Below are 22251 nucleotides of genomic sequence, written 5' to 3' on the forward strand. Positions count from 1 at the left end.
TTCGGACGATGTACAAGCTGTTCTTCCACCTGGTCTTCAAGAAGATGGACCCCGAGGAGGCCCACCACCTGGCCTTCCGCTGGATCCGTCTGGCCGCCCGCGTCCCGGTGCTCCGCACCTTCGTCGCCGCCGCCCTCGCCCCCCGGTACGAGGAGCTGCGCACCGAGGCCCTCGGCCTGCGCATGCACGGCCCCTTCGGCCTCGCCGCCGGCTTCGACAAGAACGCCGTCGCCATCGACGGCATGGCGATGCTCGGCTTCGACCACGTCGAGATCGGGACCGTCACCGGCGAGGCCCAGCCCGGCAACCCCGGGAAGCGCCTCTTCCGGCTGGTCCCGGACCGCGCCCTGATCAACCGCATGGGCTTCAACAACGAGGGCTCCGCCGCCGTCGCCGCCCGCCTCCGCGCGCGCGTACCGGTCTTCAGGACGGTCGTGGGCGTCAACATCGGCAAGACCAAGGCCGTCCCCGAGGCCGAGGCCGCCGCCGACTACGTGAAGTCCACCGAGCGCCTGGCCGCGCACGCCGACTACCTCGTCGTCAACGTCTCCTCCCCGAACACCCCGGGCCTGCGCAACCTCCAGGCCACCGAGTCCCTGCGCCCCCTCCTGACGGCCGTGCGGGAGGCCGCCGACCGCACGGTCACCGACCGCCGGGTCCCGCTCCTGGTCAAGATCGCCCCCGACCTGGCCGACGAGGACGTGGACGCGGTCGCCGACCTCGCCCTGGAGCTGGGCCTGGACGGCATCATCGCCACCAACACCACCATCGCCCGCGAGGGCCTGGGCCTGAAGTCCGCCCCCGAGCTGGTCGAGGAGACCGGCGGGCTTTCCGGCCGCCCGGTCAAGCAGCGCTCCCTGGAGGTCCTGCGCCGCCTCCACGCGCGCGTGGGCGACCGCCTGGTCCTCGTCGGCGTCGGCGGCATCGAGAACGCCGAGGACGCCTGGCAGCGCATCCTCGCCGGCGCCACCCTGGTCCAGGGCTACAGCGCCTTCATCTACGAGGGCCCGTCCTACGCCCGTGCGATCCACAAGGGCCTCGCCGCGCGCCTCGCGGCCTCCCCGTACGCCACCCTCGCCGAGGCCGTCGGCGCCGACAACCGAAAGGCCGCGAAGTGACGATCTCCTTCGGCACCCGCCTGCGCTCCGCCATGGACGAGCGCGGCCCGCTCTGCGTCGGCATCGACCCGCACGCCGCCCTGCTCGACTCCTGGGGCCTCACCGACGACATCGCCGGCCTGGAGCGCTTCACCTTCACCGTCGTGGAAGCCCTCGCCGGCACCGTGGCCGTCTTCAAGCCGCAGTCCGCCTTCTTCGAGCGCTTCGGCTCGCGGGGCGTCGCCGTCCTGGAGCGCGCCGTCTCCGACCTGCGCGCGGCGGGCGGCCTGGTCGTCATGGACGCCAAGCGCGGGGACATCGGCTCCACCATGGCCGCCTACGCCGAGGCCTTCCTGCGCAAGGAGTCCCCGCTCTTCTCCGACGCGCTCACGGTCTCCCCGTACCTCGGCTACGGCTCCCTGAAGCCGGCCGTCGACCTGGCCCGAGAGTCCGGCGCCGGCCTCTTCGTCCTGGCCCTCACCTCGAACCCGGAGGGGAGCGAGGTCCAGCGGGCCGTGCGCACCGACGACCCCGCCGGGCGGACGATCGGCGCGACGATGCTCGCCCACCTGGCCGAGGAGAACGCGGGGGAGGCCCCCATGGGCTCCTTCGGCGCGGTCGTCGGCGCCACCCTCGGCGACCTGTCCTCCTTCGATCTGGACATCAACGGCCCGCTCCTGGCCCCCGGCATCGGCGCCCAGGGCGCGACCCCCGCCGACCTCCCCGCCGTCTTCGGCGCGGCGGTCCGCAACGTCGTCCCGAACGTCAGCCGCGGGGTCCTGCGGCACGGCCCGGACGCGACCGCCCTGCGGGACTCGGCGCTCCGGTACGCGGACGAGATCCGCGCGACCGTCGGCGCGTAGCCCCTCCGGGGGTGGGGCGCGGACCGGTCCGGGGCCAATCCGCAGGTCGGAGCGGATCGGGCCGGTTCCGGCCGCCGCCCCGGCCCACCGTCTCACCACTTGACGAAAACTTGGCTCAAAACCCGGTCGTTATGCCGGAAAAGTCCTGGTCGGTCGATGCTGACCAGGACTTTTCCGCTGTTCTCGCTGACTGGAGCGGCCTCGGCCGCTAGTCTCCGGGGCAGAGCAGGCGTTCAGCGGCCACTCCGTTGACCGTTGCTCCACTGGTGCGGGGCGACTAGGTTCCTCACCGGTCCGTATCCGACAGATCGACATCCGAGGTGACGTAGGCGTGGCTCTTCCGCCCCTTACCCCTGAACAGCGCGCTGCCGCGCTCGAGAAGGCCGCCGCGGCTCGCCGGGAGCGGGCCGAGGTCAAGAATCGACTCAAGCACTCCGGAGCCTCCCTCCACGAGGTCATCAAGACCGGCCAGGAGAACGACGTCATCGGCAAGATGAAGGTCTCCGCGCTCCTCGAGTCCCTGCCGGGCGTGGGCAAAGTCCGCGCCAAGCAGATCATGGAGCGGCTCGGCATCTCCGAGAGCCGCCGGGTGCGTGGTCTCGGCTCCAACCAGATCGCCTCCCTGGAGCGCGAGTTCGGCTCCACCGGCGCCTGACCTTTCGGGACATTCCCGGCATGCGGCGTCCTCCCTGCGCAAGCAGGGGTGAACCACTGGAATAATCGCTGCATGGCAGCAGAGGTACGTCCGCGGCTGACCGTGCTCTCCGGCCCCTCCGGGGTCGGCAAGAGCACGGTCGTCGCGCATATGCGCAAGGTCCACCCCGAGGTCTGGCTCTCGGTGTCGGCGACGACGCGGAAGCCCCGCCCCGGCGAGAAGCACGGCGTCCACTACTTCTTCGTGGCGGACGACGAGTTCGACAAGCTGATCGCCAACGGCGAGCTCCTCGAATGGGCCGAGTTCGCGGGCAACCGCTACGGCACCCCGCGCGGCGCGGTCCTCGACCGCCTCGACGCCGGCGAGCCCGTCCTCCTGGAGATCGACCTCCAGGGCGCCCGCCAGGTGAAGGACTCCATGCCCGAGTCCCAGCTGGTCTTCCTGGCCCCGCCGAGCTGGGAGGAGCTGGTCCGCCGCCTCACCGGCCGCGGCACCGAGTCCCCCGAGGTCATCGAGCGCCGCCTCGACGCCGCGAAGGTCGAGCTGGCCGCCGAGTCCGAGTTCGACACCACCCTCGTCAACACCTCCGTCGAGGACGTCGCGCGCGAGCTGCTAACGTTGATGCACGTTGTCTGATCTTTTTTCCATCTTCGGAAGGTAGAGCGTGTCCTCTTCCATCACCGCGCCCGAGGGCATCATCAACCCACCGATCGACGAGCTGCTCGAGGCCACCGACTCGAAGTACAGCCTCGTGATCTACGCGGCCAAGCGCGCGCGTCAGATCAACGCGTACTACTCCCAGCTCGGCGAGGGCCTGCTGGAGTACGTGGGTCCGCTCGTCGACACCCACGTCCACGAGAAGCCGCTCTCGATCGCGCTGCGCGAGATCAACGCGGGCCTGCTGACGTCCGAGGCCATCGAGGGCCCGGCGCAGTAAGCGCACGTCGCTCGTCATATCTGTCACCACGGGCCCGGCGGAACATCCGCCGGGCCCGTGGTGTCTCATGGAGTCGTACGCATCCGAGTGCGCGTCCGAGTGCGGGGAGTCGTGGAAGTCGTGGCAAAGCCGAAGGTCGTCCTGGGCGTCAGCGGCGGCATCGCCGCCTACAAGGCGTGCGAGCTGCTCCGCAGGCTCACCGAGTCGGGCCACGACGTCAGGGTCGTGCCCACCGCCTCCGCACTGCACTTCGTCGGCGAGGCCACCTGGTCCGCGCTCTCCGGCAACCCCGTCTCCGCCGAGGTGTGGGAGTCCGTCCACGAGGTGCCGCACGTGCGCATCGGCCAGGCCGCCGACCTCGTCGTGGTCGCCCCCGCCACCGCGGACATGCTCGCCAAGGCCGCCCACGGCCTCGCCGACGACCTGCTCACCAACACGCTGCTCACCGCGCGCTGTCCCGTCGTCTTCGCCCCCGCCATGCACACCGAGATGTGGGAGCACCCGGCGACCCGGGAGAACGTGGCGACCCTGCGCCGCCGCGGCGCCGTCGTCATCGAGCCCGCCGTCGGCCGCCTCACCGGCGTCGACACCGGCAAGGGCCGGCTCCCCGACCCCGGCGAGATCTTCGAGGTGTGCCGCCGGGTCCTGGCCCGGGGCGCCACCGCCCCCGACCTCGCCGGCCGCCACGTCGTGGTCAGCGCGGGCGGCACCCGCGAGCCCCTCGACCCCGTCCGCTACCTGGGCAACCGCTCCTCCGGCAAGCAGGGCTACGCCCTCGCCCGGGCCGCCGCCGCCCGGGGCGCCCGGGTCACCCTCGTCGAGGCCAACACCGGCCTCCCCGACCCGGCCGGCGTCGACGTCGTCCGGGTCGGCACCGCCGTCCAGCTCCGCGAGGCCGTCCTCAAGGCCGTCGCCGACGCCGACGCGGTGGTCATGGCCGCCGCCGTCGCCGACTTCCGCCCCGCCGTCTACGCCCCCGGTAAGATCAAGAAGAAGGGCGACGACGGCGCCCCCGTCGTCGAACTCGTCCGCAACCCCGACATCCTCGCCGAGCTCTCCGCCGACCGGCCCCTGCCCGGCCAGGTGGTCGTCGGCTTCGCCGCAGAGACCGACGACGTCCTCGCCAACGGGCGCGAGAAGCTCGCCCGCAAGGGCTGCGACCTCCTCGTCGTCAACGAGGTGGGGGAGCGCAAGACCTTCGGCTCCGAGGAGAACGAGGCCGTGGTGCTCGCCGCGGACGGCGCCGAGACCCCCGTGCCGTACGGCCCGAAGGAAGCGCTCGCCGAGACGGTCTGGGACCTGGTCCTGCCCCGACTGCGTCCCACGGACTGAGATGTCCGGGTCCGGCCACCGGCCGGTGCGCCGTCACCCGGGAGGAGGGGGACGAAACACCTCCTCGCGAGTGATTCGCGTCCCACCGGAACGGACGTTCCGCCCTTGTCGGCGGCCGGTTCCGGCCGCCGTGGGGCATTCGCCGGGCGAGACACCTGGTCCACAGCCCGACCACGACCGATAGACTGTTCGTGGAACGTCGCGGGGCGCAGCCCCCTGCCGGTCCGAGCCACGAGTAGCCAGCAGCCGCTGCAACCCCAGGGAGCGTTGTGTCCCGTCGTCTGTTCACCTCGGAGTCCGTCACCGAGGGGCACCCCGACAAGATCGCTGACCAGATCAGCGACACCATCCTCGATGCCCTCCTGCGCGAGGACCCGACCTCGCGCGTCGCCGTCGAGACGCTGATCACCACCGGCCTGGTGCACGTCGCCGGCGAGGTGACCACCAAGGCGTGGGCGGACATCCCCACCCTCGTCCGGAACAAGATCCTGGAGATCGGTTACGACTCCTCGAAGAAGGGCTTCGACGGCGCCTCCTGCGGCGTGTCGGTGTCCATCGGGTCGCAGTCCCCGGACATCGCCCAGGGCGTGGACACCGCTTACGAGAAGCGGGTCGAGGGCGACGAGGACGAGCTGGACAAGCAGGGTGCCGGCGACCAGGGTCTGATGTTCGGGTACGCGTCGGACGAGACGCCCGAGCTGATGCCGCTGCCGATCCACCTGGCGCACCGGCTCTCCCGCCGTCTGACCGAGGTCCGCAAGAACGGGACCATCCCGTACCTGCGCCCCGACGGCAAGACCCAGGTCACCATCGAGTACGACGGGGACAAGGCCGTCCGCCTCGACACCGTCGTCGTCTCCTCGCAGCACGCGAGCGACATCGACCTGGAGTCGCTGCTCGCGCCCGACATCCGCGAGTTCGTCGTGGAGCACGTCCTCAAGCAGCTCGTCGAGGACGGCATCAAGCTCGACACCGACGGCTACCGGCTCCTGGTGAACCCGACCGGCCGCTTCGAGATCGGCGGCCCGATGGGCGACGCCGGCCTCACCGGCCGCAAGATCATCATCGACACGTACGGCGGCATGGCCCGCCACGGCGGCGGCGCCTTCTCGGGCAAGGACCCGTCGAAGGTGGACCGCTCGGCCGCGTACGCGATGCGCTGGGTCGCCAAGAACGTCGTCGCCGCCGGCCTGGCCGCGCGCTGCGAGGTCCAGGTCGCCTACGCGATCGGCAAGGCCGAGCCGGTCGGCCTGTTCGTGGAGACCTTCGGCACCCACACGGTCGAGACCGAGAAGATCGAGAACGCCATCGCCGAGGTCTTCGACCTGCGGCCGGCCGCGATCATCCGCGACCTCGACCTGCTGCGCCCGATCTACTCGCAGACCGCCGCCTACGGCCACTTCGGCCGCGAGCTGCCGGACTTCACCTGGGAGCGCACCGACCGCGTCGACGCCCTCAAGAAGGCCGCCGGGCTGTAGGTCCCGGACGCACGTGACCGGAGCCCGGCACCCCGCGAAGGGGCGCCGGGCTCCGTCGTGTCCGGGCTGTCGGTGGCGTCTGGTAGGTATGGGGCCGTGAGCAGCGAGAACGAGAAGCCCTCCGAGGAACCCGAGCAGCTCGCGCTCATTCGGGAGACCGTGCGGAAGGCGAAGGTGCCGAAGGCCAAGCCGCGGACCTGGCGGGGGGCCGCCCTCGCCAAGGAGCTGCCCGTCGCCCGGGTCGTCGTCAACAAGGGCGTGCTCCACCTCGACCAGTTCTTCGACTACGCGGTCCCCGAGGAGCTGGACGGGGCCGCCCGGCCCGGGGTGCGGGTGCGGGTGCGGTTCGGGGCCGGGGCGCACCAGGTCAAGAACGGGCGCCGGGAGGGCGGCCGGCTCATCGACGGCTTCCTGGTCGAGCGCCGGGCCGAGTCCGACTACTCCGGACCGCTCGCCGCCCTCGCCGACGTCGTCTCCCCGGAACCGGTCCTCGGACCCGAGCTGCTCGGCCTCGCCCGGGCCGTCGCCGACCGGTACGCGGGCAGCCTCGCCGACGTGCTCCAGCTCGCCGTGCCGCCGCGCAGCGCCGCCGCCGAGCGCCGCCCCTCCCCGGAGCCGCTGCCGCCGCCGGACGCCCCGGAGCCGGGCAGCTGGACGCGGTACGAGCAGGGGCCCGCCTTCCTGGACTCCCTCGCGGGCGGCGGGGCGCCCCGGGCCGTGTGGAACGCGCTGCCGGGGCCGTACTGGGCCGAGGAGATCGCCCGCGCCGTCGCCGCGACCCTCGCCTCCGGGCGCGGCGCCCTCGTCGTCGTCCCCGACGGGCGGGCCGCCGACCGGGTCGACGCGGCTCTGACCGGCGTCCTGGGGGAGGGGCGGCACGTGCTGCTCACCGCCGAGGCGGGCCCCGAGAAGCGGTACGCGCGCTGGCTCGCCGTGCGGCGCGGTGCGGTGCGGGCCGTCGTCGGCACCCGGGCGGCGATGTTCGCCCCCGTACGGGACCTCGGGCTCGTGGTCGTCTGGGACGACGGCGACGGCAGCCACAGCGAACCGCACGCCCCGCAGCCCCACGCGCGCGAGGTGCTGCTGCTGCGCGCCGCCCACGACCGGTGCGCCTTCCTCCTGGGCGGCACGAGCTGCACCGTCGAGGCCGCCCAGCTCGTCGAGTCCGGCTGGGCCCGGGCGCTGACCGCCGGACGCGAGCAGGTCCGCGCCGCCGCCCCCCTGGTCCGTACCGTCGGCGACGGCGAACTTGCCCGGGACGAGGCGGCGCGCGCCGCCCGGCTCCCCTCGCTCGCCTGGCAGACCGTGCGGGAGGGCCTGAAGACCGGTCCGGTGCTCGTCCAGGTGCCCCGCCGGGGATACGTGCCCAGGCTGGCCTGCGAGCGCTGCCGGACGCCCGCCCGCTGCCGGCACTGCGCCGGGCCCCTGGAGGCCCCCGAGCAGCGGGAGCTGCGCTGCGGCTGGTGCGGGCGCGACGCCCCCGACTGGCACTGCGTCGAGTGCGGCTCGACCCGGCTGCGCGCCCAGGTGGTCGGCGCCCGGCGGACCGCCGAGGAGCTCGGCCGGGCCTTCCCGGCCGTGCCGGTCCGCACCTCGGGCCGTGACCACGTCCTGGACAGCGTGCCCGGGCGGCCCGCGCTCGTCGTCTCCACGCCCGGCGCCGAGCCCGTCGCCGAGGGCGGCTACGCGGCCGCGCTGCTCCTCGACGGCTGGGCCATGCTCGGCCGCCCCGACCTGCGCGCGGGCGAGGAGGCGCTGCGCCGCTGGATCGACGCGGCCTCCCTGGTGCGGGGGCAGGCCGAGGGCGGCACGGTCGTCGTGGTGGCCGAGCCGACGCTGCGGCCGGTGCAGGCGCTCGTCCGCTGGGACCCGGTCGGGCACGCCCGGCGCGAGCTGGCCGAGCGCGCCGAGCTGGGCTTCCCGCCGGTCTCCCGGATGGCCGCGGTGAGCGGCCCGCCGGAGGCCGTCGAGGGCTTCCTGGCGGCGGTCGCGCTGCCCCCCGACGCCGAGGTCCTCGGCCCCGTGCCGCTGCCCGTGGTGCGCCCCGGCGGTACCCGCCGGCCCGGCGACCCGCCGCCGGGCGAGCAGTGGGACCGGGCCCTGGTCCGGGTCCCGCCGGGCAGCGGCGCGGCCCTGGCGGCCGCCCTCAAGCAGGCCCGGGCGGCCCGCACGGCACGCGGCGGCGGTGACCCGGTACGCATCCGCGTGGACCCGCCGGACATCGGCTGAGGCGGGGCCGCCCCGCGAGGTGCGGAGGACGCGGTTCCTCCGGTACGGATGCGGGACGGCCGTTCGGGCCCTCCCGTACGGACGAGAGACGGCCGTCCCGGTTCTCCCGCAGGGACGCGGGACGGCAGCCCGGGTCCTTCCGCACGGACGCGGGACGGCCCCGCCTCTCCCCGTACGGGCGCGAGACGGCCGCCCGTCCCACGAGGGGCGGGCGGCCGTGGCGTCTCGTGCGGCGGGTGCCGCTCAGACGTTGCGGGGTGCGGGGAAGGCCGGCGGGCGGGGGTCCTCGCGGAGGGCGGAGCCGCCCGTGGACGGCTGCGGCGGCATCGAGCGGGCGGCGGGGACCGACGGGACGGGGCGGATCCCGCCCGGCTCCATCCCGTGCTCCTGCTCCGCGACGGCGCTCTGCCGGGACGCCCGGCGGGCGCCGTAGCGGCGGTGGACGGCCTGCTTGGTGACCCCGAGCGCGGACCCCACCGCGTCCCACGAGAAACCGAGCGAGCGGTCGAAGTCGACGGCCGCGGTCACCAGGGTCTCGACGCTGTCCCGCAGCTCCTGGGCGAGTCGTACGGTCGGGGCGGGCGCGCGCCCGTAGACGACGAAGCCCGTCGACGGGCCGGAGCGGCGAGGGCGGTAGACATTGCCCAACTGGGCCGTGAGCGTGCGCAGCGCGTCCACCTGCCGCCGGACCCGCTCGATGTCCCGCACGAGCAGGTGCAGACTCGCCCGGGCTTGGGCGTCGTGGGTTGCGTGGTCGGCCATGTGAAAGCCTCTCGAACCGGCGATGGAGGGGCGGGTCGCGAGAGGAGCGGCGCGACCCGATGAGGTCAATCTCTCTTGACCAACGCGCCACCGGGAGTTGGGTCACGCTGCGGGGGCGTACACGCATATGCGCGGGGCGCCCGCCCCCGCGTACGCCCCCTCCGCCCCTCTCCGGCCCCGGCCCCGCGGGCCCCGCGTGGGCGGCGGAACACCCCCTAGACTGGTGCGCTGCCCGCAACGCCCCCGGAGAGACAGGCAGTCGCCACCCATGAAGCTCGTCTTCGCAGGCACCCCCGAGGTCGCCGTTCCCGCCCTGGACGCCCTGATCGCCTCCGAGCGGCACGAGGTGGCCGCGGTGGTCACCCGGCCCGACGCCCCGGCGGGGCGCGGCCGGCGGCTCGTCGCGAGCCCGGTGGCCCAGCGGGCGGAGGAGGCGGGGATCGAGGTCCTGAAGCCGGCCAGGCCCCGCGACGAGGACTTCCTCGCCCGGCTGCGGGAGATCGCGCCGGACTGCTGCCCGGTCGTCGCGTACGGCGCGCTGCTGCCCAAGGTCGCCCTCGACGTCCCGGCCCGCGGCTGGGTGAACCTGCACTTCTCGCTGCTGCCCGCGTGGCGCGGCGCGGCCCCCGTGCAGCACGCGCTGATGGCGGGCGACCAGGTGACCGGCGCCTCGACCTTCCTGATCGAGGAGGGCCTGGACTCGGGGCCGGTCTACGGCGTGGTCACCGAGGACGTGCGCCCGACCGACACCAGCGGCGACCTGCTGACCCGGCTCGCCTTCGCCGGCGCCGGGCTGCTCGCCGCGACCATGGACGGCATCGAGGACGGCACGCTCCAGGCCGTCCCGCAGCCCGTCGAGGGCGTCACCCTCGCCCCGAAGATCCAGGTCGAGGACGCCCACGTCGACTTCGCCGCCCCCGCGCTGCGGGTGGACCGCGTGGTGCGCGGCTGCACCCCGGCCCCCGGCGCCTGGACCGTCTTCCGGGGCGAGCGCCTCAAGCTGATCCAGGCCGTGCCCCTCCCGGACCGCACCGACCTGGCGCCGGGCGAGCTGTCGGTCGGCAAGAACAACGTGTACGCGGGCACCGGCTCGTACGCCGTCGAACTCCTCTGGGTCCAGCCCCAGGGCAAGAAGCCGATGAAGGCCGCCGACTGGGCCCGCGGGGTGCGGATCGCCCCGGGGGAGCGCCTGGGCGCGTAGCCCTGGGGCCGGGATCGGCCCCGGACCGGGATCGGCCCCGGACCGGGATCGGCCCCGGACCGGGATCGGCCCCGGACCGGGATCGGCCCTGGGACCGGGATCGGCCCCGGATCGGGATCAGGAGGACGGGGCGGAACGCTTCGCGGGTGCGCTCCTGCGGGTGCCGGTCCCGGTCCCGGAGCGCTTGGGCTTGGGTTCGGGCGGGGCGGCCTTGCGCTGCCCGGCCCTCTCTTTCCTCCCGGCCGGAGTCTTCGCGGGCCTCCGCGTCTCCGTGGCCTCCTCGGCCTCCGCGGTCTCCTCGGGCTCTGCGGTCCTCTCGGGCTCCGCGGACCTCCTGGACTTCCCGCGTTCCGGGCGGGCCCCCGCGACCGGCCACTTCAGCTCGATCTCCAGCTCCACCTCGCCCTCCCCCGTTTCGACCTCGATCTCCGTCCGGAGTTCGTCCGGGACGTGCAGGCCGAGCCTGCCGTGGCCGATGTCCCACTCGACGTCCCCGCCCTCCTTCAGGGCGGTCGCGAGCGCCATCAGCTGCTCCGCGGCTTCGAGGCGCGAGACGGAACGCTTCTGTTCGAACTTCAGGTCCTTCATGGCTCACTTCCACTTCGGGTGCGGGGAGGGGGAGGCGCCCGCCCCGCGCAGCGCCGAGCGCCAGGCCAGGGCGAGCGCGGTCTCGGCCAGCCCGAGGAGGACGAGCCAGAGGCCGAGCAGCCGGGTCAGGGCGCGGGCCGACTCGGCGGGAAGGGCCAGCACCACGATGCCGGCGGCGATGCCGAGGACGGCGAGCGCGACGACCGTGCCCCGGCGCGGCAGGTGCTCGGCGGCGACGGCGCCGTACAGCGCGACGATCCCGGAGACCAGCCAGACGGCGCCCACGACGAGGGAGAGCGCGGCGACCGTCTGGAACGGATGGCGCAGGCACAGCACCCCGCCCAGGACGAACAGGACGGCCACGAGCAGCCCGGGAAGCCGCTCGCCCGCGTCCCGGCGGCCGAAGACCATGACGAAGCGGAAGGCCCCCGTCGCGAGCAGGTAGAGGCCGATCAGCACGCCCAGGACGTGGAGGGTCGCGTCCGGCCAGACCAGGGCCATGACGCCGGGCACCAGCGTCACGACCGCCGCGCCGAGGAACCAGGCCCAGGAGGCGCCCAGCCGTGCCAGCCGGTCCGCCGGGCCGGCCGGCGCCGGGTCGGTGCCGAACGGAGAGGCCATGTCTCCTCCTCCCGGAAGGGGGGTGTATGCGAGCTTCTGTCGTATAAGCGCATTTTGACCGTACCGTGCGGTACGCGGGCTGTCGCGCGCGGAAGCGGGTACGGAAGCGGACGCGGGACCGCGCCGCCCCGGGCCCGCCGCCGGGAAGCTCCGGGAAGGACCGTCTCCGGGCCCGCCGCCGCGAAGGACTACGCTGGGAGCGTTCGACCTCGTCATTTCGTCACGCGGAGCACCTTTTGAGCGAGCAGGCACGGCGCCGTCCCCCCAAGCCCTACCGGAAGCCCAAGAAGGACCCGGTCCGGATGCTCGCCTTCGAGGCGCTGCGGGCGGTCGACGAGCGGGACGCCTACGCGAACCTGGTGCTCCCGCCGCTCCTGAGGAAGGCCCGCGAGGCCGGGGACTTCGACGGACGGGACGCGGCCCTCGCGACCGAGCTGGTGTACGGGACGCTGCGCCGCCAGGGCACGTACGACGCGATCATCGCCGCCTGCGTCGACCGCCCGCTGCGCGAGGTCGACCCGCCCGTGCTCGACGTGCTCGCGCTCGGCGCGCACCAGCTGCTCGGCACCCGCATCCCCACCCACGCCGCCGTCTCCGCCAGCGTCGAACTGGCGCGGGTGGTGCTCGGCGACGGGCGGGCCAAGTTCGTGAACGCCGTGCTGCGGAAGATCTCCCGGCACGACCTCGACGCCTGGGTGGAGCTGGTCGCCCCGCCCTACGACGAGGACCCCGAGGACCACCTCGCCGTCGTCCACTCCCACCCCCGCTGGGTCGTCTCGGCCCTCTGGGACTCGCTCGGCGGCGGCCGGGCCGGGATCGAGGACCTTCTGGAGGCGGACAACGAACGCCCCGAGGTCACCCTCGTCGCCCGCCCCGGCCGCTCCACCACGGAAGAGCTCGCCGCGGCCACCGAGACCCTGCCGGGCCGCTGGTCCCCGTACGCCCTGCGGATGGCGGAGGGCGGCGAGCCCGGCGCCATCGAGGCCGTCAAGGAGGGCCGGGCCGGCGTCCAGGACGAGGGCAGCCAGCTGGTCGCCCTCGCCCTCGCGAACGCCCCCCTCGAAGGCCCCGACGCCCGCTGGCTCGACGGCTGCGCGGGCCCCGGCGGCAAGGCCGCGCTCCTCGCCGCCCTCGCCTCCGAGCGGGGCGCCGCGCTCCTCGCCTCCGAGAAGCAGCCGCACCGCGCCCGCCTGGTCGAGCGCGCCCTCGCCGGCAACCCCGGCCCGTACCAGGTGATCGCCGCCGACGGCACCCGCCCGCCGTGGCGTCCCGGCTCCTTCGACCGGGTCTTGGTGGACGTGCCCTGCTCGGGTCTCGGCGCCCTGCGCCGCCGCCCCGAGGCCCGCTGGCGCCGCCGCCCCGAGGACCTGGACGGCTTCGCCCCGCTCCAGCGCGGACTGCTCACCGAGGCGCTGCGCGCGGTGCGCGTCGGCGGCGTCGTCGGGTACGCGACCTGCTCGCCGCACCTGGCCGAGACCCGGGTCGTCGTCGACGACGTCCTGAAGAGGACCGGCGGCGCCGAGCTGATCGACGCCCGCCCGCTGCTGCCCGGCGTCCCCGCCCTCGGCGAGGGGCCGGACGTCCAGCTGTGGCCGCATCTGCACGGTACGGACGCCATGTACCTGGCACTGCTGCGCCGGACCGCCTGACCTCCGGACCGCCCTGCCCTTCGATCATCTGACCGCAATATCCCGGTCCGTCCGGGTCCCGGGCTCGTCGTTTCGTACCGAACCTGGTCCGGACCTGAATCGAAACCGCCCAGCGGCAAAGAAGTGCCCAAGAACGTGGGAGGCTTGGCGCATGGCGCAGATCAATCCCAGCATCCTGTCCGCGGACTTCGCCCGGCTCGCCGAGGAGGCGAAGGCGGTCGAGGGAGCCGACTGGCTGCACGTCGACGTGATGGACAACCACTTCGTCCCCAACCTGACGCTGGGCGTTCCGGTCGTGGAGTCCCTCGCCCGCGCGACGGACACCCCGCTCGACTGCCACCTGATGATCGAGGACCCCGACCGCTGGGCCCCGCAGTACGTGGAGGCCGGCGCCGGTTCGGTGACCTTCCACGTCGAGGCGGCCGCCGCCCCCGTGCGGCTCGCGCGGGAGATCCGGGCCAAGGGCGCCCGCGCCTCGATGGCGCTCAAGCCGGCCACGCCCATCGAGCCGTACGAGGACCTGCTCCCCGAGCTCGACATGCTCCTGATCATGACCGTCGAGCCCGGCTTCGGCGGCCAGGCCTTCCTCGACATCATGCTGCCCAAGATCCGCCGCACCCGCGAGCTGATCTCCAAGCACGGTCTGGAGCTGTGGCTCCAGGTGGACGGCGGGGTCGCGGAGTCCACGATCGAGCGGTGCGCCGAGGCCGGCGCCGACGTCTTCGTCGCGGGCTCGGCGGTGTACGGAGCGGCCGACCCGGCCGCCGCCGTCGCCTCGCTGCGGGCCCGCGCCGAGACCGCGACGGCCTCCGCCGCGTGGGCGTGTGGCCACTGAGCCTCCGGCGGATGAACGCGGCCCGTCGGGTCGCCGACAGAACTGATCAAGGCCCGTCGTTTCTGACAGGATGAACGACGAGCCGGAGTGTGAACGACCTCGCCACGTGGACAGCGTGGCGTGAGCAAGCGGTACGTGAACGGCAGTGAGGAGATCGCGGTGGCGGGAATGTCGGCGGGACGGTCAGCCCTGCGGATGGGCCCCGCGGAGCTGGTGCAGGCGGCGGCCATGGCCCGCCGCTTCTACCTGGAGGGCAAGTCCAAGATCCAGATCGCCGAGGAGTTCGGCGTGAGCCGCTTCAAGGTGGCCCGGGTCCTGGAGACCGCCCTGGAGCGCGACCTCGTACGGATCGAGATCCGCGTACCGGCCGAGCTGGACGCCGAGCGCTCCGACGCGCTCCGCGCCCGCTACGGGCTCCGCCACGCCGTCGTCGTCGAGTCCCCGGCGGAGGGCGAGGACGAGTCGCCCGACCCGGAGAACCTCGGCGAGGTCGCCGCCGACCTGCTCGGCGAGCTGGTCACCGAGGGTGACGTCCTCGGCCTGGCCTGGGGCCGCTCCACCATCCACATGGCGGCCGCGCTCGACCGGCTGCCGCCCTGCACGGTCGTCCAGCTCACCGGCGTGTACGACGCGGGGACCGCCGAGCGCGGCTCCGTCGAGGCCGTCCGCCGGGCCGCCCAGGTCTCCGGCGGCGAGGCCCACCCCATCTACGCCCCCATGCTGCTGCCCGACCCGGCGACGGCCGCCGCCCTGCGCAGCCAGACCGGCATCGCGCGCGCCTTCGAGTACTTCGACAAGGTGACCGTCGCCTGCGTCTCCATCGGCTCCTGGGAGCCGGGCATCTCCACCGTCCACGACATGCTCTCCGACGAGGAGCGCGCCCACTACGCTTCCCTCGGCGTCGCCGCCGAGATGTCCGCGCACCTCTTCGACGCCGAGGGGCGCCGGGTCGGCCGCGACCTGGGCGAGCGCTGCATCACCGTCGAGGCGGACCGGCTGCGCCGCATCCCCGAGGTCGTCGCCATCGCCGGCGGCCAGCGCAAGGCGGCGGCGATCGGCGCGGTGCTCCGCTCCGGGCTCGTCACCAGCCTGGTGACCGACCGGGCCGCGGCGGACTACCTGCTCACCGAGTCCAGGCCGGGCACCCACCCGGCGCTCGACCGGACGGACCCCGACGGCAGCTGAACCGCGCGTGCCGCCGGAGGCCGGGGCCTTCGGCGGCGCGTACGACGCCACGGAGGGGAGCCGCGCGTGCCCCCGGGGCCGGAGCCGCCCCGCGACGCTATGTTCGGGGCATGCTGCTCCGGCCCCCGCGCGTGCTCCTCGCGCTCGTCCTCGCCGTCCTCCTGGGCGGCTCCCTGGCAGGGTGCTCCCCGGGCGGCGGGGGCACGGGAACCGCCGCCCCGACCCGTACGACCGTCGCGGCCACGCCCACCGGCGCCTCCGGCCTGCCCACCGTGCGGACCGCCGACCTGCCGCCCGAGGCGCGCAGGACGCTCGGCCTCATCGCGCGCGGCGGCCCCTACCCGTACGCCGAGGACGGCACCGTCTTCTCCAACTTCGAGAAGGTCCTGCCCCGGCGGGAGCGCGGGTACTACCGCGAGTACACCGTGCGGACCCCCGGCGAACGCGACCGGGGCGCGCGCCGCATCGTCACCGGGCGCAGCGGCGAGACGTACTACACCGACGACCACTACGAGACCTTCCGGGAGGTGGTCACGGATGAGGCTTGACGACCCCGTCGTCCTCGACCTGACCGGCGTCGAGGACAAGGCCGCCCTCATGGACCGGTGCGCCGACGCGCTCGGACTGCCCGACTGGTTCGGCCGCAACTGGGACGCCCTCGCCGACTGCCTCACCGACCTGCCCCGGCCGGTCGCCCTCGTCGTCACCGGCTGGCAGGGGTACGCCGAGGCCCGGCCGCGCGAGTGGCGGACCGCCCGGGAGGTCTTCGCCACGGCCGCCGACGAGAACCCCACCCGCCTCTCCGTCCTCCTCTCCCTGGGCGGGGGATTCGGAGGATCCTCCTAACCTCCTGCCGCAAGGCTCGGAGGATCGGCCCGGGGCTGGTATGCGTACACCCGTGGGACAATGAACTACGTGCTTTTTCCCCTGGCTGAAATGCCTAGGGGCCGATCCGAACGACTGGGATGTCAGCACGTGCGTTTCCTCAATGACGTCAAGCCGCCCTACGACCTGACGTACGACGATGTGTTCATGGTGCCGAGCCGCTCGGCCGTCGGCTCCCGCCAGGCCGTGGACCTCTCCTCGCCCGACGGCACCGGGACCACGATCCCGCTCGTCGTGGCCAACATGACCGCCATCGCCGGCCGCCGGATGGCCGAGACCGTCGCCCGCCGCGGCGGCCTGGTCGTCATCCCGCAGGACATCCCGATCGAGGTCGTCACCGACGTGATCTCGTGGGTGAAGAGCCGCCACCACGTCCTCGACACCCCGATCGTCCTGGAGCCGCACCAGACCGTCGCCGACGCGCTCGCCCTGCTGCCCAAGCGCGCCCACGACGCCGGCGTCGTCGTCGACGAGGACCGGCGCCCGGTGGGCGTCGTCACCGACGCCGACCTCTCCGGCGTGGACCGCTTCACCCAGCTCTCCGAGGTCATGTCCAAGGACCTGCTCCTCCTGGACGCGGACATCGACCCGCGCGAGGCCTTCAACACCCTCGACGCCGCCAACCGCCGCTACGCCCCCGCCGTCGACGCGGAGGGCAGGCTGGTCGGCATCCTGACCCGCAAGGGCGCCCTGCGCGCGACCCTCTACAGCCCGGCCGTCGACGCGAACGGCCGGCTGCGCGTCGCCGCCGCCGTCGGCATCAACGGCGACGTGGCGGGCAAGGCCAAGCTGCTCCTCGACGCGGGCGTCGACACGCTCGTCATCGACACCGCGCACGGCCACCAGGAGTCGATGATCTCCGCCGTCCGGACCGTCCGGGCGCTCGACCCGCAGGTCCCGATCGTCGCGGGCAACATCGTCGCCGCCGAGGGCGTCAAGGACCTGATCGAGGCGGGCGCGGACATCATCAAGGTCGGCGTCGGTCCCGGCGCCATGTGCACCACCCGCATGATGACCGGCGTCGGCCGCCCGCAGTTCTCGGCCGTCCTGGAGTGCGCCGCCGAGGCGAAGAAGTACGGCAAGCACGTCTGGGCCGACGGCGGCGTCCGGCACCCGCGCGACGTCGCCATGGCGCTCGCCGCGGGCGCCTCCAACGTGATGATCGGCTCCTGGTTCGCCGGCACGTACGAGTCGCCGGGCGACCTCCACCAGGACGCCCAGGGGCGCTCCTACAAGGAGTCCTTCGGCATGGCCTCGGCCCGCGCCGTCAAGAACCGCACCTCCGACGAGTCCGCCTACGACCGTGCCCGCAAGGCGCTGTTCGAGGAGGGCATCTCCACCTCCCGCATGTTCCTCGACCCGCAGCGTCCGGGCGTCGAGGACCTGATCGACTCGATCATCGCGGGCGTCCGCTCCTCCTGCACCTACGCCGGTGCCGGCTCGCTCGCCGAGTTCGAGGAGAAGGCCGTGGTCGGCATCCAGTCCGCCGCCGGCTACGCCGAGGGCAAGCCGCTGCACGCCAGCTGGAGCTGACTCCTCCGCACGCACGAAGGCCGCGGGCCCCGGGAGCGCTCTCCCGGGGCCCGCGGCCTTCTCGTGTCCGCACGCGCGCTCACGTCGGGGAAGGGGCCACCGGGACGCCCGGGACCCCGCTCAGGGCCTCCGCCACCGCCGCCGCGATCCGGGCGTGCCCCCGGTCGTTCGGGTGCAGGCCGTCCGCCAGGTGCTCCGGGCCGAGCAGCGGGCCGCCGGAGAGGACGAGGAGGTGCCCGTCGCCCTCCGCCGCCAGGTCCCGGCCCGCCCGCTCCATGGCCCGGCGCAGCTCCGTGAGGGTCGCCCCGAGGGCGTTGCGGGTGTGTTCGGCCTCCGGGCGCAGGACGGGCGAGACGATCAGCAGCGGGGTCTCGGGATGGCCCTTGCGGACGAGCCCGACGAAGGCCCGCACCGTCTCGTACAGCCAGTCGGCCGTGGCGGGCACCCGGGACCAGCAGTTGGTGCCGAAGGCGAGGGTGATCAGCTCGCCCGGGAGCCGCGCCAACTGCTCGGCGAGGGGCAGCTCGCCGCGCGCCGCGCCCGCGTACCCCAGGTTGACCGGGTCGAGGCCGAGCATGCGGCCCGCCGTGGCCGGCCAGGAGCGGGCCGGGCGGGTCGACCACCAGCCCTCCGTGATGGAGTCGCCGTGGACGAGCCAGCGGGGCCGGGTTGGGGCGGGAGAGAGGGCGCCGCCGACGGCCCGCAGGGCGAGCGGCACGGGCGCCTGGCCCTCCGGCAGGTACACGCTGAAGACGCCGCCGCCCGGGGGCAGCGGGAGCTTCACGACGGCCTCGGCCGCCGGGGCGACACAGGTCTCCCCGACGAACCGCGCCCCGCTCCACAGCGCGAAGCAGTGGCGCAGGTCCCGCAGCGGGTCGTCCGGGTCCGGCACGGCCGCCCGGTAGCGCAGCTCCACCGCGCGCGTGCCGGGCGCGGCCGTGAACTCGATCCGCACCCCGATGGGCAGTTCGGCCCGCGCCGCCACGTCCCACGGCAGCCGCGCCAGGTCGTCCGGGTCGGCCCGCACGGGCCGCTTCCCGTCCAGCCAGGCCGTACCGCGCAGGAACGGTTCCGGGTCGAGCCAGTCCACCGAGGCCTCCGATCGTCGGGCTGCCGGGCCTCGCTGAACGGGTCGTCCGGCACGTGGATCACGCGGGTGCGTGGATCGCTGCATGCCCCCGATGTACTGATTCATGCGGGGGAGCGCAATGTTTCCCCCGTTCGTGCCGCAAGTGCGCAATGATCATCTGCCATTGCGCAACAACCCTGCATTACGAGTGCGAACCCCGACCCTTAGGCTCATGCCTCGTACCAGGAGTGGCGGCGACCGCCTGCTCGGCGGTTCCGTCCCCCCGCGGGTCTGCTTCGGCATGCCCGCACACCGCCGCGGTCCCCGCTCCGCCCCCACAGGCAGCGATAAGGAGCCTCCGCAGTGCTGGACCACGGCGCAGCCCCACCGGTCGACGACACGACCGCCCCCAAGCCCTCCGCCCTCGGCGCCCTCACCCGCCGCAAGCCGGTGGAACTCCTGGTCGCGGAGGGTGGGCAGGGCGAGGGCGGCAGCCTCCGCCGCTCCCTCTCGATGTGGCAGCTGACCATGATCAGCATCGGCGCCACGCTCGGCACGGGCATCTTCGTCGTCCTCGGCGACGCCGTCCCGGAGGCCGGCCCCGCGGTCACCCTGGCCTTTGTCGTCGCCGGCCTCGCGGCTCTGTTCTCCGCCCTCTCGTACGCCGAGCTGGCCGGCTCCATACCGGTCGCGGGCTCCTCGTACTCGTACGCGTACGCAACGATGGGCGAACTCGTCGCCTGGGTCTGCGGCTGGTGCCTGGTCCTGGAGTACGGCGTCTCGGTCGCCGCCGTGGCCGTCGGCTGGGGCGAGTACCTCAACGAGCTGCTCGACGGCACGATCGGCGTCACCCTCCCCGCCGCGGTCTCCTCGGCCCCCGGCGAGGGCGGCTTCATCAACCTCCCGGGTCTGGTCGTCGTCCTGCTCGCGATGGTCTTCCTGCTCGGCGGCGCCCGCGAGTCCGCCGTCGTCAACACGATCATGGTCTTCGTGAAGATCGCCGCGCTCGTGCTCTTCTGCGCCATCGGCTTCATGGGCTTCAAGTCCGGCAACTACGCCGACTTCATGCCGCTCGGCATGGCCGGCGTCGGCGCCGCCGGGGCCACCCTCTTCTTCTCGTACATCGGCTTCGACGCCGCCTCCACCGCCGGTGAGGAGGCGAAGAACCCGAAGCGCGACCTCCCCCGCGCGATCATGCTCTCGCTGCTCATCGTCACCGTCCTCTACGTCCTGGTCGCGGCCGTCGCCGTCGGCGCGTGGAACTGGAAGGACTTCGACGGCTCCGAGGCCACGCTCGCCGCGATCATGAACGACGTCAGCGGCCAGAAGTTCTGGGGCACCCTGCTCGCCGCCGGCGCCGTCATCTCGATCGCCAGCGTCGTGCTCACCGTGCTCTACGGCCAGACCCGGGTGCTCTTCGCGATGTCCCGCGACGGCCTCGTTCCCAAGGTCTTCGGCAAGGTCAACGCCAAGACCGGCACCCCCCGCGTCAACACCGTCATCGTGTCGCTGTTCTGCGGCGCCCTCGCCTCCGTCGTCCCGCTGGGCAAGCTCGTCGACGCCACCAGCATCGGCACCCTGTTCGCCTTCGGTCTGGTCAACGTCGCGGTGATCGTGCTCCGCAAGACCCGCCCGACGATGGACCGCACCTTCCGCGTGTCGCTCGGCTGGACCTTCCCGATCCTCGGCTTCGCGGCCTGTGCGTACCTCATGTACAACCTGGACGCGATCACCTGGGCCGTCTTCGGTTGCTGGATGGCCGCCGGGCTCGTGTTCTACTTCCTGTACGGCATGCGCCGCTCCCGCCTGGCCACCGCAGCGCCCACAGCAGAGAAGTGATCCACCCGTAGTGCGACTCAACGACCTCGACGAACGCATCGTCCACGCCCTCGCGGAGGACGCCCGCCGCTCGTACGCCGACATCGGCTCGCTCGTCGGCCTCTCCGCGCCCGCCGTGAAGCGGCGCGTGGACCGGCTCCGGGCCGAGGGCGCCATCACCGGCTTCACCGTACGGGTGGACCCGGCGGCGCTCGGCTGGGAGACCGAGGGGTTCGTCGAGATCTACTGCCGCCACAACACCTCGCCGGACGACATCCGGCGGGGTCTGGAGCGGTACCCCGAGGTGGTGTCCGCGTCGACCGTCACCGGTGACGCGGACGCCGTCGTCCAGGTCTTCGCCTCGGACATGCGCCACTTCGAGCGCGTCCTGGAGCGGATCGCGGGCGAGCCCTTCGTGGAGCGCACCAAGTCCGTCCTGGTGCTCTCGCCGCTGCTGCGGCGCTTCTCCTCGGGCTCGCCCGCGTAGGACCCGTTCGCGCGGAGCCCGCCGCACAGGACCCGTCCGTTCCGACGGCGCGGCCGTACGGCCCGGCAGGAGCCGTGCGCAACGAATCGCCGCTCGGGCCGACGATCGCGCAACGGTTCGACGGTCGGTCCGCAACGGTCGCGCCTTGTCCCGGCCGAGTCCGGAACCGTACCGTTTTTGACGTCTTCCCCCTGTACTCCGGACCCCCCGAGGATCGCCATGCCCGCGCTGCGCACCGCCCTGCTCCAGAGCTCCGGCGAGCTCGGTGACGTGGCCGCCAACCTGAAGATCCTCGACGAGGCCGCCGCCCGCGCCGCCGCCGCCGGGGCGGGCCTGCTGCTCGCCCCCGAGCTGTTCCTCACCGGCTACGCCATCGGCGCCGACATGGCCCGCCTGGCCGAACCGGCCGACGGCCCCTCCGCCCGCGCCGCCGCGGCCGTCGCCGTCCGCCACGGCCTGGCCGTCGCCTACGGCTACCCGGAGCGCAACACCGAGGAGCACGGCGTCCTCCACAACTCGGTGCGGCTGATCGGCGCCGACGGCGTCCCGCTCGCGAACTACCGCAAGACCCACCTCTACGGCGCCTTCGAGAACCAGTGGTTCACGCCCGGCGGGGAGAACGTCGTCCAGGCCGAGCTCGGCGGCCTCACCGTCGGCCTGATGATCTGCTACGACGTCGAGTTCCCGGAGAACGTACGGGCGCAGGCCCTGGCCGGCACGGACCTCCTCCTCGTGCCGACCGCGCTCATGCACCCGGCCGAGGTCGTCGCCGAGTCCGTCGTCCCCGTGCGCGCCTTCGAGAACCAGCTCTACATCGCGTACGCCAACCGGACCGGCCCCGAGGGCGACTTCGAGTTCGTCGGCCTCTCCGCGCTCGCCGCCCCCGACGGCACCGCCCGGGCCCGCGCCGGACGCGGCGAGGACCTGGTCGTCGGCGACGTCGACCCCGCCCTCCTGGCGGCCTCCCGCGAGCTGAACCCCTACCTCCGCGACCGGCGCCCGGACCTCTACGGCCCCCTGGTCTGAG

Annotated in this window: 22 protein-coding genes; 18 read left to right on the forward strand and 4 right to left on the reverse strand. The window is 73.8% G+C overall.

Annotated features, from left to right (window positions below):
* Nucleotides 1-8 precede the first annotated feature (8 nt).
* The 8 genes from OO47_RS20840 (at nt 9) to OO47_RS20875 (ending at nt 8591) form a co-directional block, all read left to right on the forward strand.
* Nucleotides 9-1118 (forward strand): quinone-dependent dihydroorotate dehydrogenase, encoded by a 1110-nt coding sequence (locus tag OO47_RS20840; protein ID WP_033209799.1) that lies wholly within the window; start codon nt 9-11, stop codon nt 1116-1118.
* A complete protein-coding gene (gene pyrF / locus OO47_RS20845) occupies nt 1115-1960 on the forward strand; it encodes an orotidine-5'-phosphate decarboxylase (protein ID WP_030214990.1) in 846 nt (281 codons plus the stop codon). The genes OO47_RS20840 and pyrF overlap by 4 nt, the downstream gene beginning before the upstream one ends.
* 331 nt (nt 1961-2291) lie before the next feature.
* The gene (locus OO47_RS20850; RefSeq protein ID WP_030204477.1) at nt 2292-2615 is read left to right on the forward strand and encodes an integration host factor; all 324 of its coding nucleotides are present in this window, start codon (nt 2292-2294) and stop codon (nt 2613-2615) included.
* Nucleotides 2616-2687: 72 nt separating this feature from the next.
* Nucleotides 2688-3251: a guanylate kinase gene (gene gmk, locus OO47_RS20855; RefSeq protein ID WP_030214992.1), complete on the forward strand. Its 564-nt coding sequence runs from the start codon at nt 2688-2690 to the stop codon at nt 3249-3251.
* 28 nt (nt 3252-3279) lie between these two features.
* Nucleotides 3280-3552 carry a DNA-directed RNA polymerase subunit omega gene (gene rpoZ, locus OO47_RS20860; RefSeq protein WP_005319902.1) on the forward strand — a complete coding sequence of 91 codons (273 nt, stop codon included), beginning with the start codon at nt 3280-3282 and terminating at the stop codon, nt 3550-3552.
* Between the two features lie 120 nt (nt 3553-3672).
* Nucleotides 3673-4884, forward strand: coding sequence for a bifunctional phosphopantothenoylcysteine decarboxylase/phosphopantothenate--cysteine ligase CoaBC (gene coaBC, locus OO47_RS20865; RefSeq protein ID WP_033209804.1), 1212 nt, complete (start codon nt 3673-3675; stop codon nt 4882-4884).
* A gap of 269 nt (nt 4885-5153) precedes the next feature.
* On the forward strand, nt 5154-6362 hold the full coding sequence (metK, locus tag OO47_RS20870; RefSeq protein ID WP_030214995.1) for a methionine adenosyltransferase: 1209 nt from the start codon (nt 5154-5156) through the stop codon (nt 6360-6362).
* Nucleotides 6363-6458: 96 nt separating this feature from the next.
* The gene (locus tag OO47_RS20875) at nt 6459-8591 is read left to right on the forward strand and encodes a primosomal protein N' (protein WP_030215001.1); all 2133 of its coding nucleotides are present in this window, start codon (nt 6459-6461) and stop codon (nt 8589-8591) included.
* A 243-nt stretch (nt 8592-8834) separates the two neighbouring features.
* On the opposite strand, the gene OO47_RS20880 is transcribed toward OO47_RS20875, so the two are convergent.
* A complete protein-coding gene (locus OO47_RS20880) occupies nt 8835-9353 on the reverse strand; it encodes a hypothetical protein (protein ID WP_030215004.1) in 519 nt (172 codons plus the stop codon).
* Nucleotides 9354-9621: 268 nt separating this feature from the next.
* Here OO47_RS20880 and fmt point away from each other — a divergent pair, with 268 nt between their 5' ends.
* The gene (fmt, locus tag OO47_RS20885) at nt 9622-10554 is read left to right on the forward strand and encodes a methionyl-tRNA formyltransferase (protein WP_030215007.1); all 933 of its coding nucleotides are present in this window, start codon (nt 9622-9624) and stop codon (nt 10552-10554) included.
* Between the two features lie 117 nt (nt 10555-10671).
* Here fmt and OO47_RS20890 read toward each other — a convergent pair whose 3' ends face one another.
* The gene (locus OO47_RS20890) at nt 10672-11142 is read right to left on the reverse strand and encodes an amphi-Trp domain-containing protein (protein WP_030215010.1); all 471 of its coding nucleotides are present in this window, start codon (nt 11140-11142) and stop codon (nt 10672-10674) included.
* Nucleotides 11143-11145: 3 nt separating this feature from the next.
* Nucleotides 11146-11763, reverse strand: a complete 618-nt coding sequence (locus OO47_RS20895; RefSeq protein ID WP_030215013.1) for an HdeD family acid-resistance protein — start codon at nt 11761-11763, stop codon at nt 11146-11148.
* 236 nt (nt 11764-11999) lie between these two features.
* On the opposite strand from OO47_RS20895, the gene OO47_RS20900 reads away from it, so the two are divergent.
* The 6 genes from OO47_RS20900 (at nt 12000) to OO47_RS20925 (ending at nt 17850) form a co-directional block, all read left to right on the forward strand.
* Nucleotides 12000-13412, forward strand: a complete 1413-nt coding sequence (locus OO47_RS20900) for an RsmB/NOP family class I SAM-dependent RNA methyltransferase (RefSeq protein WP_030215014.1) — start codon at nt 12000-12002, stop codon at nt 13410-13412.
* Between the two features lie 151 nt (nt 13413-13563).
* Nucleotides 13564-14247, forward strand: a complete 684-nt coding sequence (gene rpe / locus OO47_RS20905) for a ribulose-phosphate 3-epimerase (RefSeq protein ID WP_030215017.1) — start codon at nt 13564-13566, stop codon at nt 14245-14247.
* 168 nt (nt 14248-14415) lie between these two features.
* Nucleotides 14416-15432, forward strand: coding sequence for a sugar-binding transcriptional regulator (locus OO47_RS20910; protein ID WP_033209824.1), 1017 nt, complete (start codon nt 14416-14418; stop codon nt 15430-15432).
* Nucleotides 15433-15542: 110 nt separating this feature from the next.
* Entirely contained in the window at nt 15543-15980 is a 438-nt protein-coding gene (locus tag OO47_RS20915; protein ID WP_030215024.1) for a ribonuclease domain-containing protein, read from the forward strand.
* On the forward strand, nt 15970-16278 hold the full coding sequence (locus OO47_RS20920) for a barstar family protein (protein WP_030215027.1): 309 nt from the start codon (nt 15970-15972) through the stop codon (nt 16276-16278). Before OO47_RS20915 ends, OO47_RS20920 begins: the two co-directional genes overlap by 11 nt.
* 129 nt (nt 16279-16407) lie before the next feature.
* Nucleotides 16408-17850 carry a GuaB1 family IMP dehydrogenase-related protein gene (locus OO47_RS20925; protein ID WP_030215030.1) on the forward strand — a complete coding sequence of 481 codons (1443 nt, stop codon included), beginning with the start codon at nt 16408-16410 and terminating at the stop codon, nt 17848-17850.
* 79 nt (nt 17851-17929) lie between these two features.
* Here the strand turns inward: OO47_RS20925 and OO47_RS20930 are convergent, their stop codons facing one another.
* Nucleotides 17930-18940 carry a GDSL-type esterase/lipase family protein gene (locus tag OO47_RS20930; protein ID WP_030215033.1) on the reverse strand — a complete coding sequence of 337 codons (1011 nt, stop codon included), beginning with the start codon at nt 18938-18940 and terminating at the stop codon, nt 17930-17932.
* A 342-nt stretch (nt 18941-19282) separates the two neighbouring features.
* Between OO47_RS20930 and OO47_RS20935 the strand changes: the two genes are divergently transcribed.
* The 3 genes from OO47_RS20935 (at nt 19283) to OO47_RS20945 (ending at nt 22250) form a co-directional block, all read left to right on the forward strand.
* Nucleotides 19283-20758 carry an amino acid permease gene (locus OO47_RS20935; protein ID WP_030215036.1) on the forward strand — a complete coding sequence of 492 codons (1476 nt, stop codon included), beginning with the start codon at nt 19283-19285 and terminating at the stop codon, nt 20756-20758.
* Between the two features lie 10 nt (nt 20759-20768).
* Nucleotides 20769-21224 carry an Lrp/AsnC family transcriptional regulator gene (locus OO47_RS20940; protein ID WP_015032260.1) on the forward strand — a complete coding sequence of 152 codons (456 nt, stop codon included), beginning with the start codon at nt 20769-20771 and terminating at the stop codon, nt 21222-21224.
* Between the two features lie 219 nt (nt 21225-21443).
* Nucleotides 21444-22250: a carbon-nitrogen hydrolase family protein gene (locus OO47_RS20945; protein ID WP_030215039.1), complete on the forward strand. Its 807-nt coding sequence runs from the start codon at nt 21444-21446 to the stop codon at nt 22248-22250.
* Nucleotide 22251 lies beyond the last annotated feature (1 nt).

The organism is Streptomyces bikiniensis, from assembly GCF_000716625.1.
GTDB classification, from domain to species: Bacteria; Actinomycetota; Actinomycetes; order Streptomycetales; family Streptomycetaceae; genus Streptomyces; species Streptomyces bikiniensis.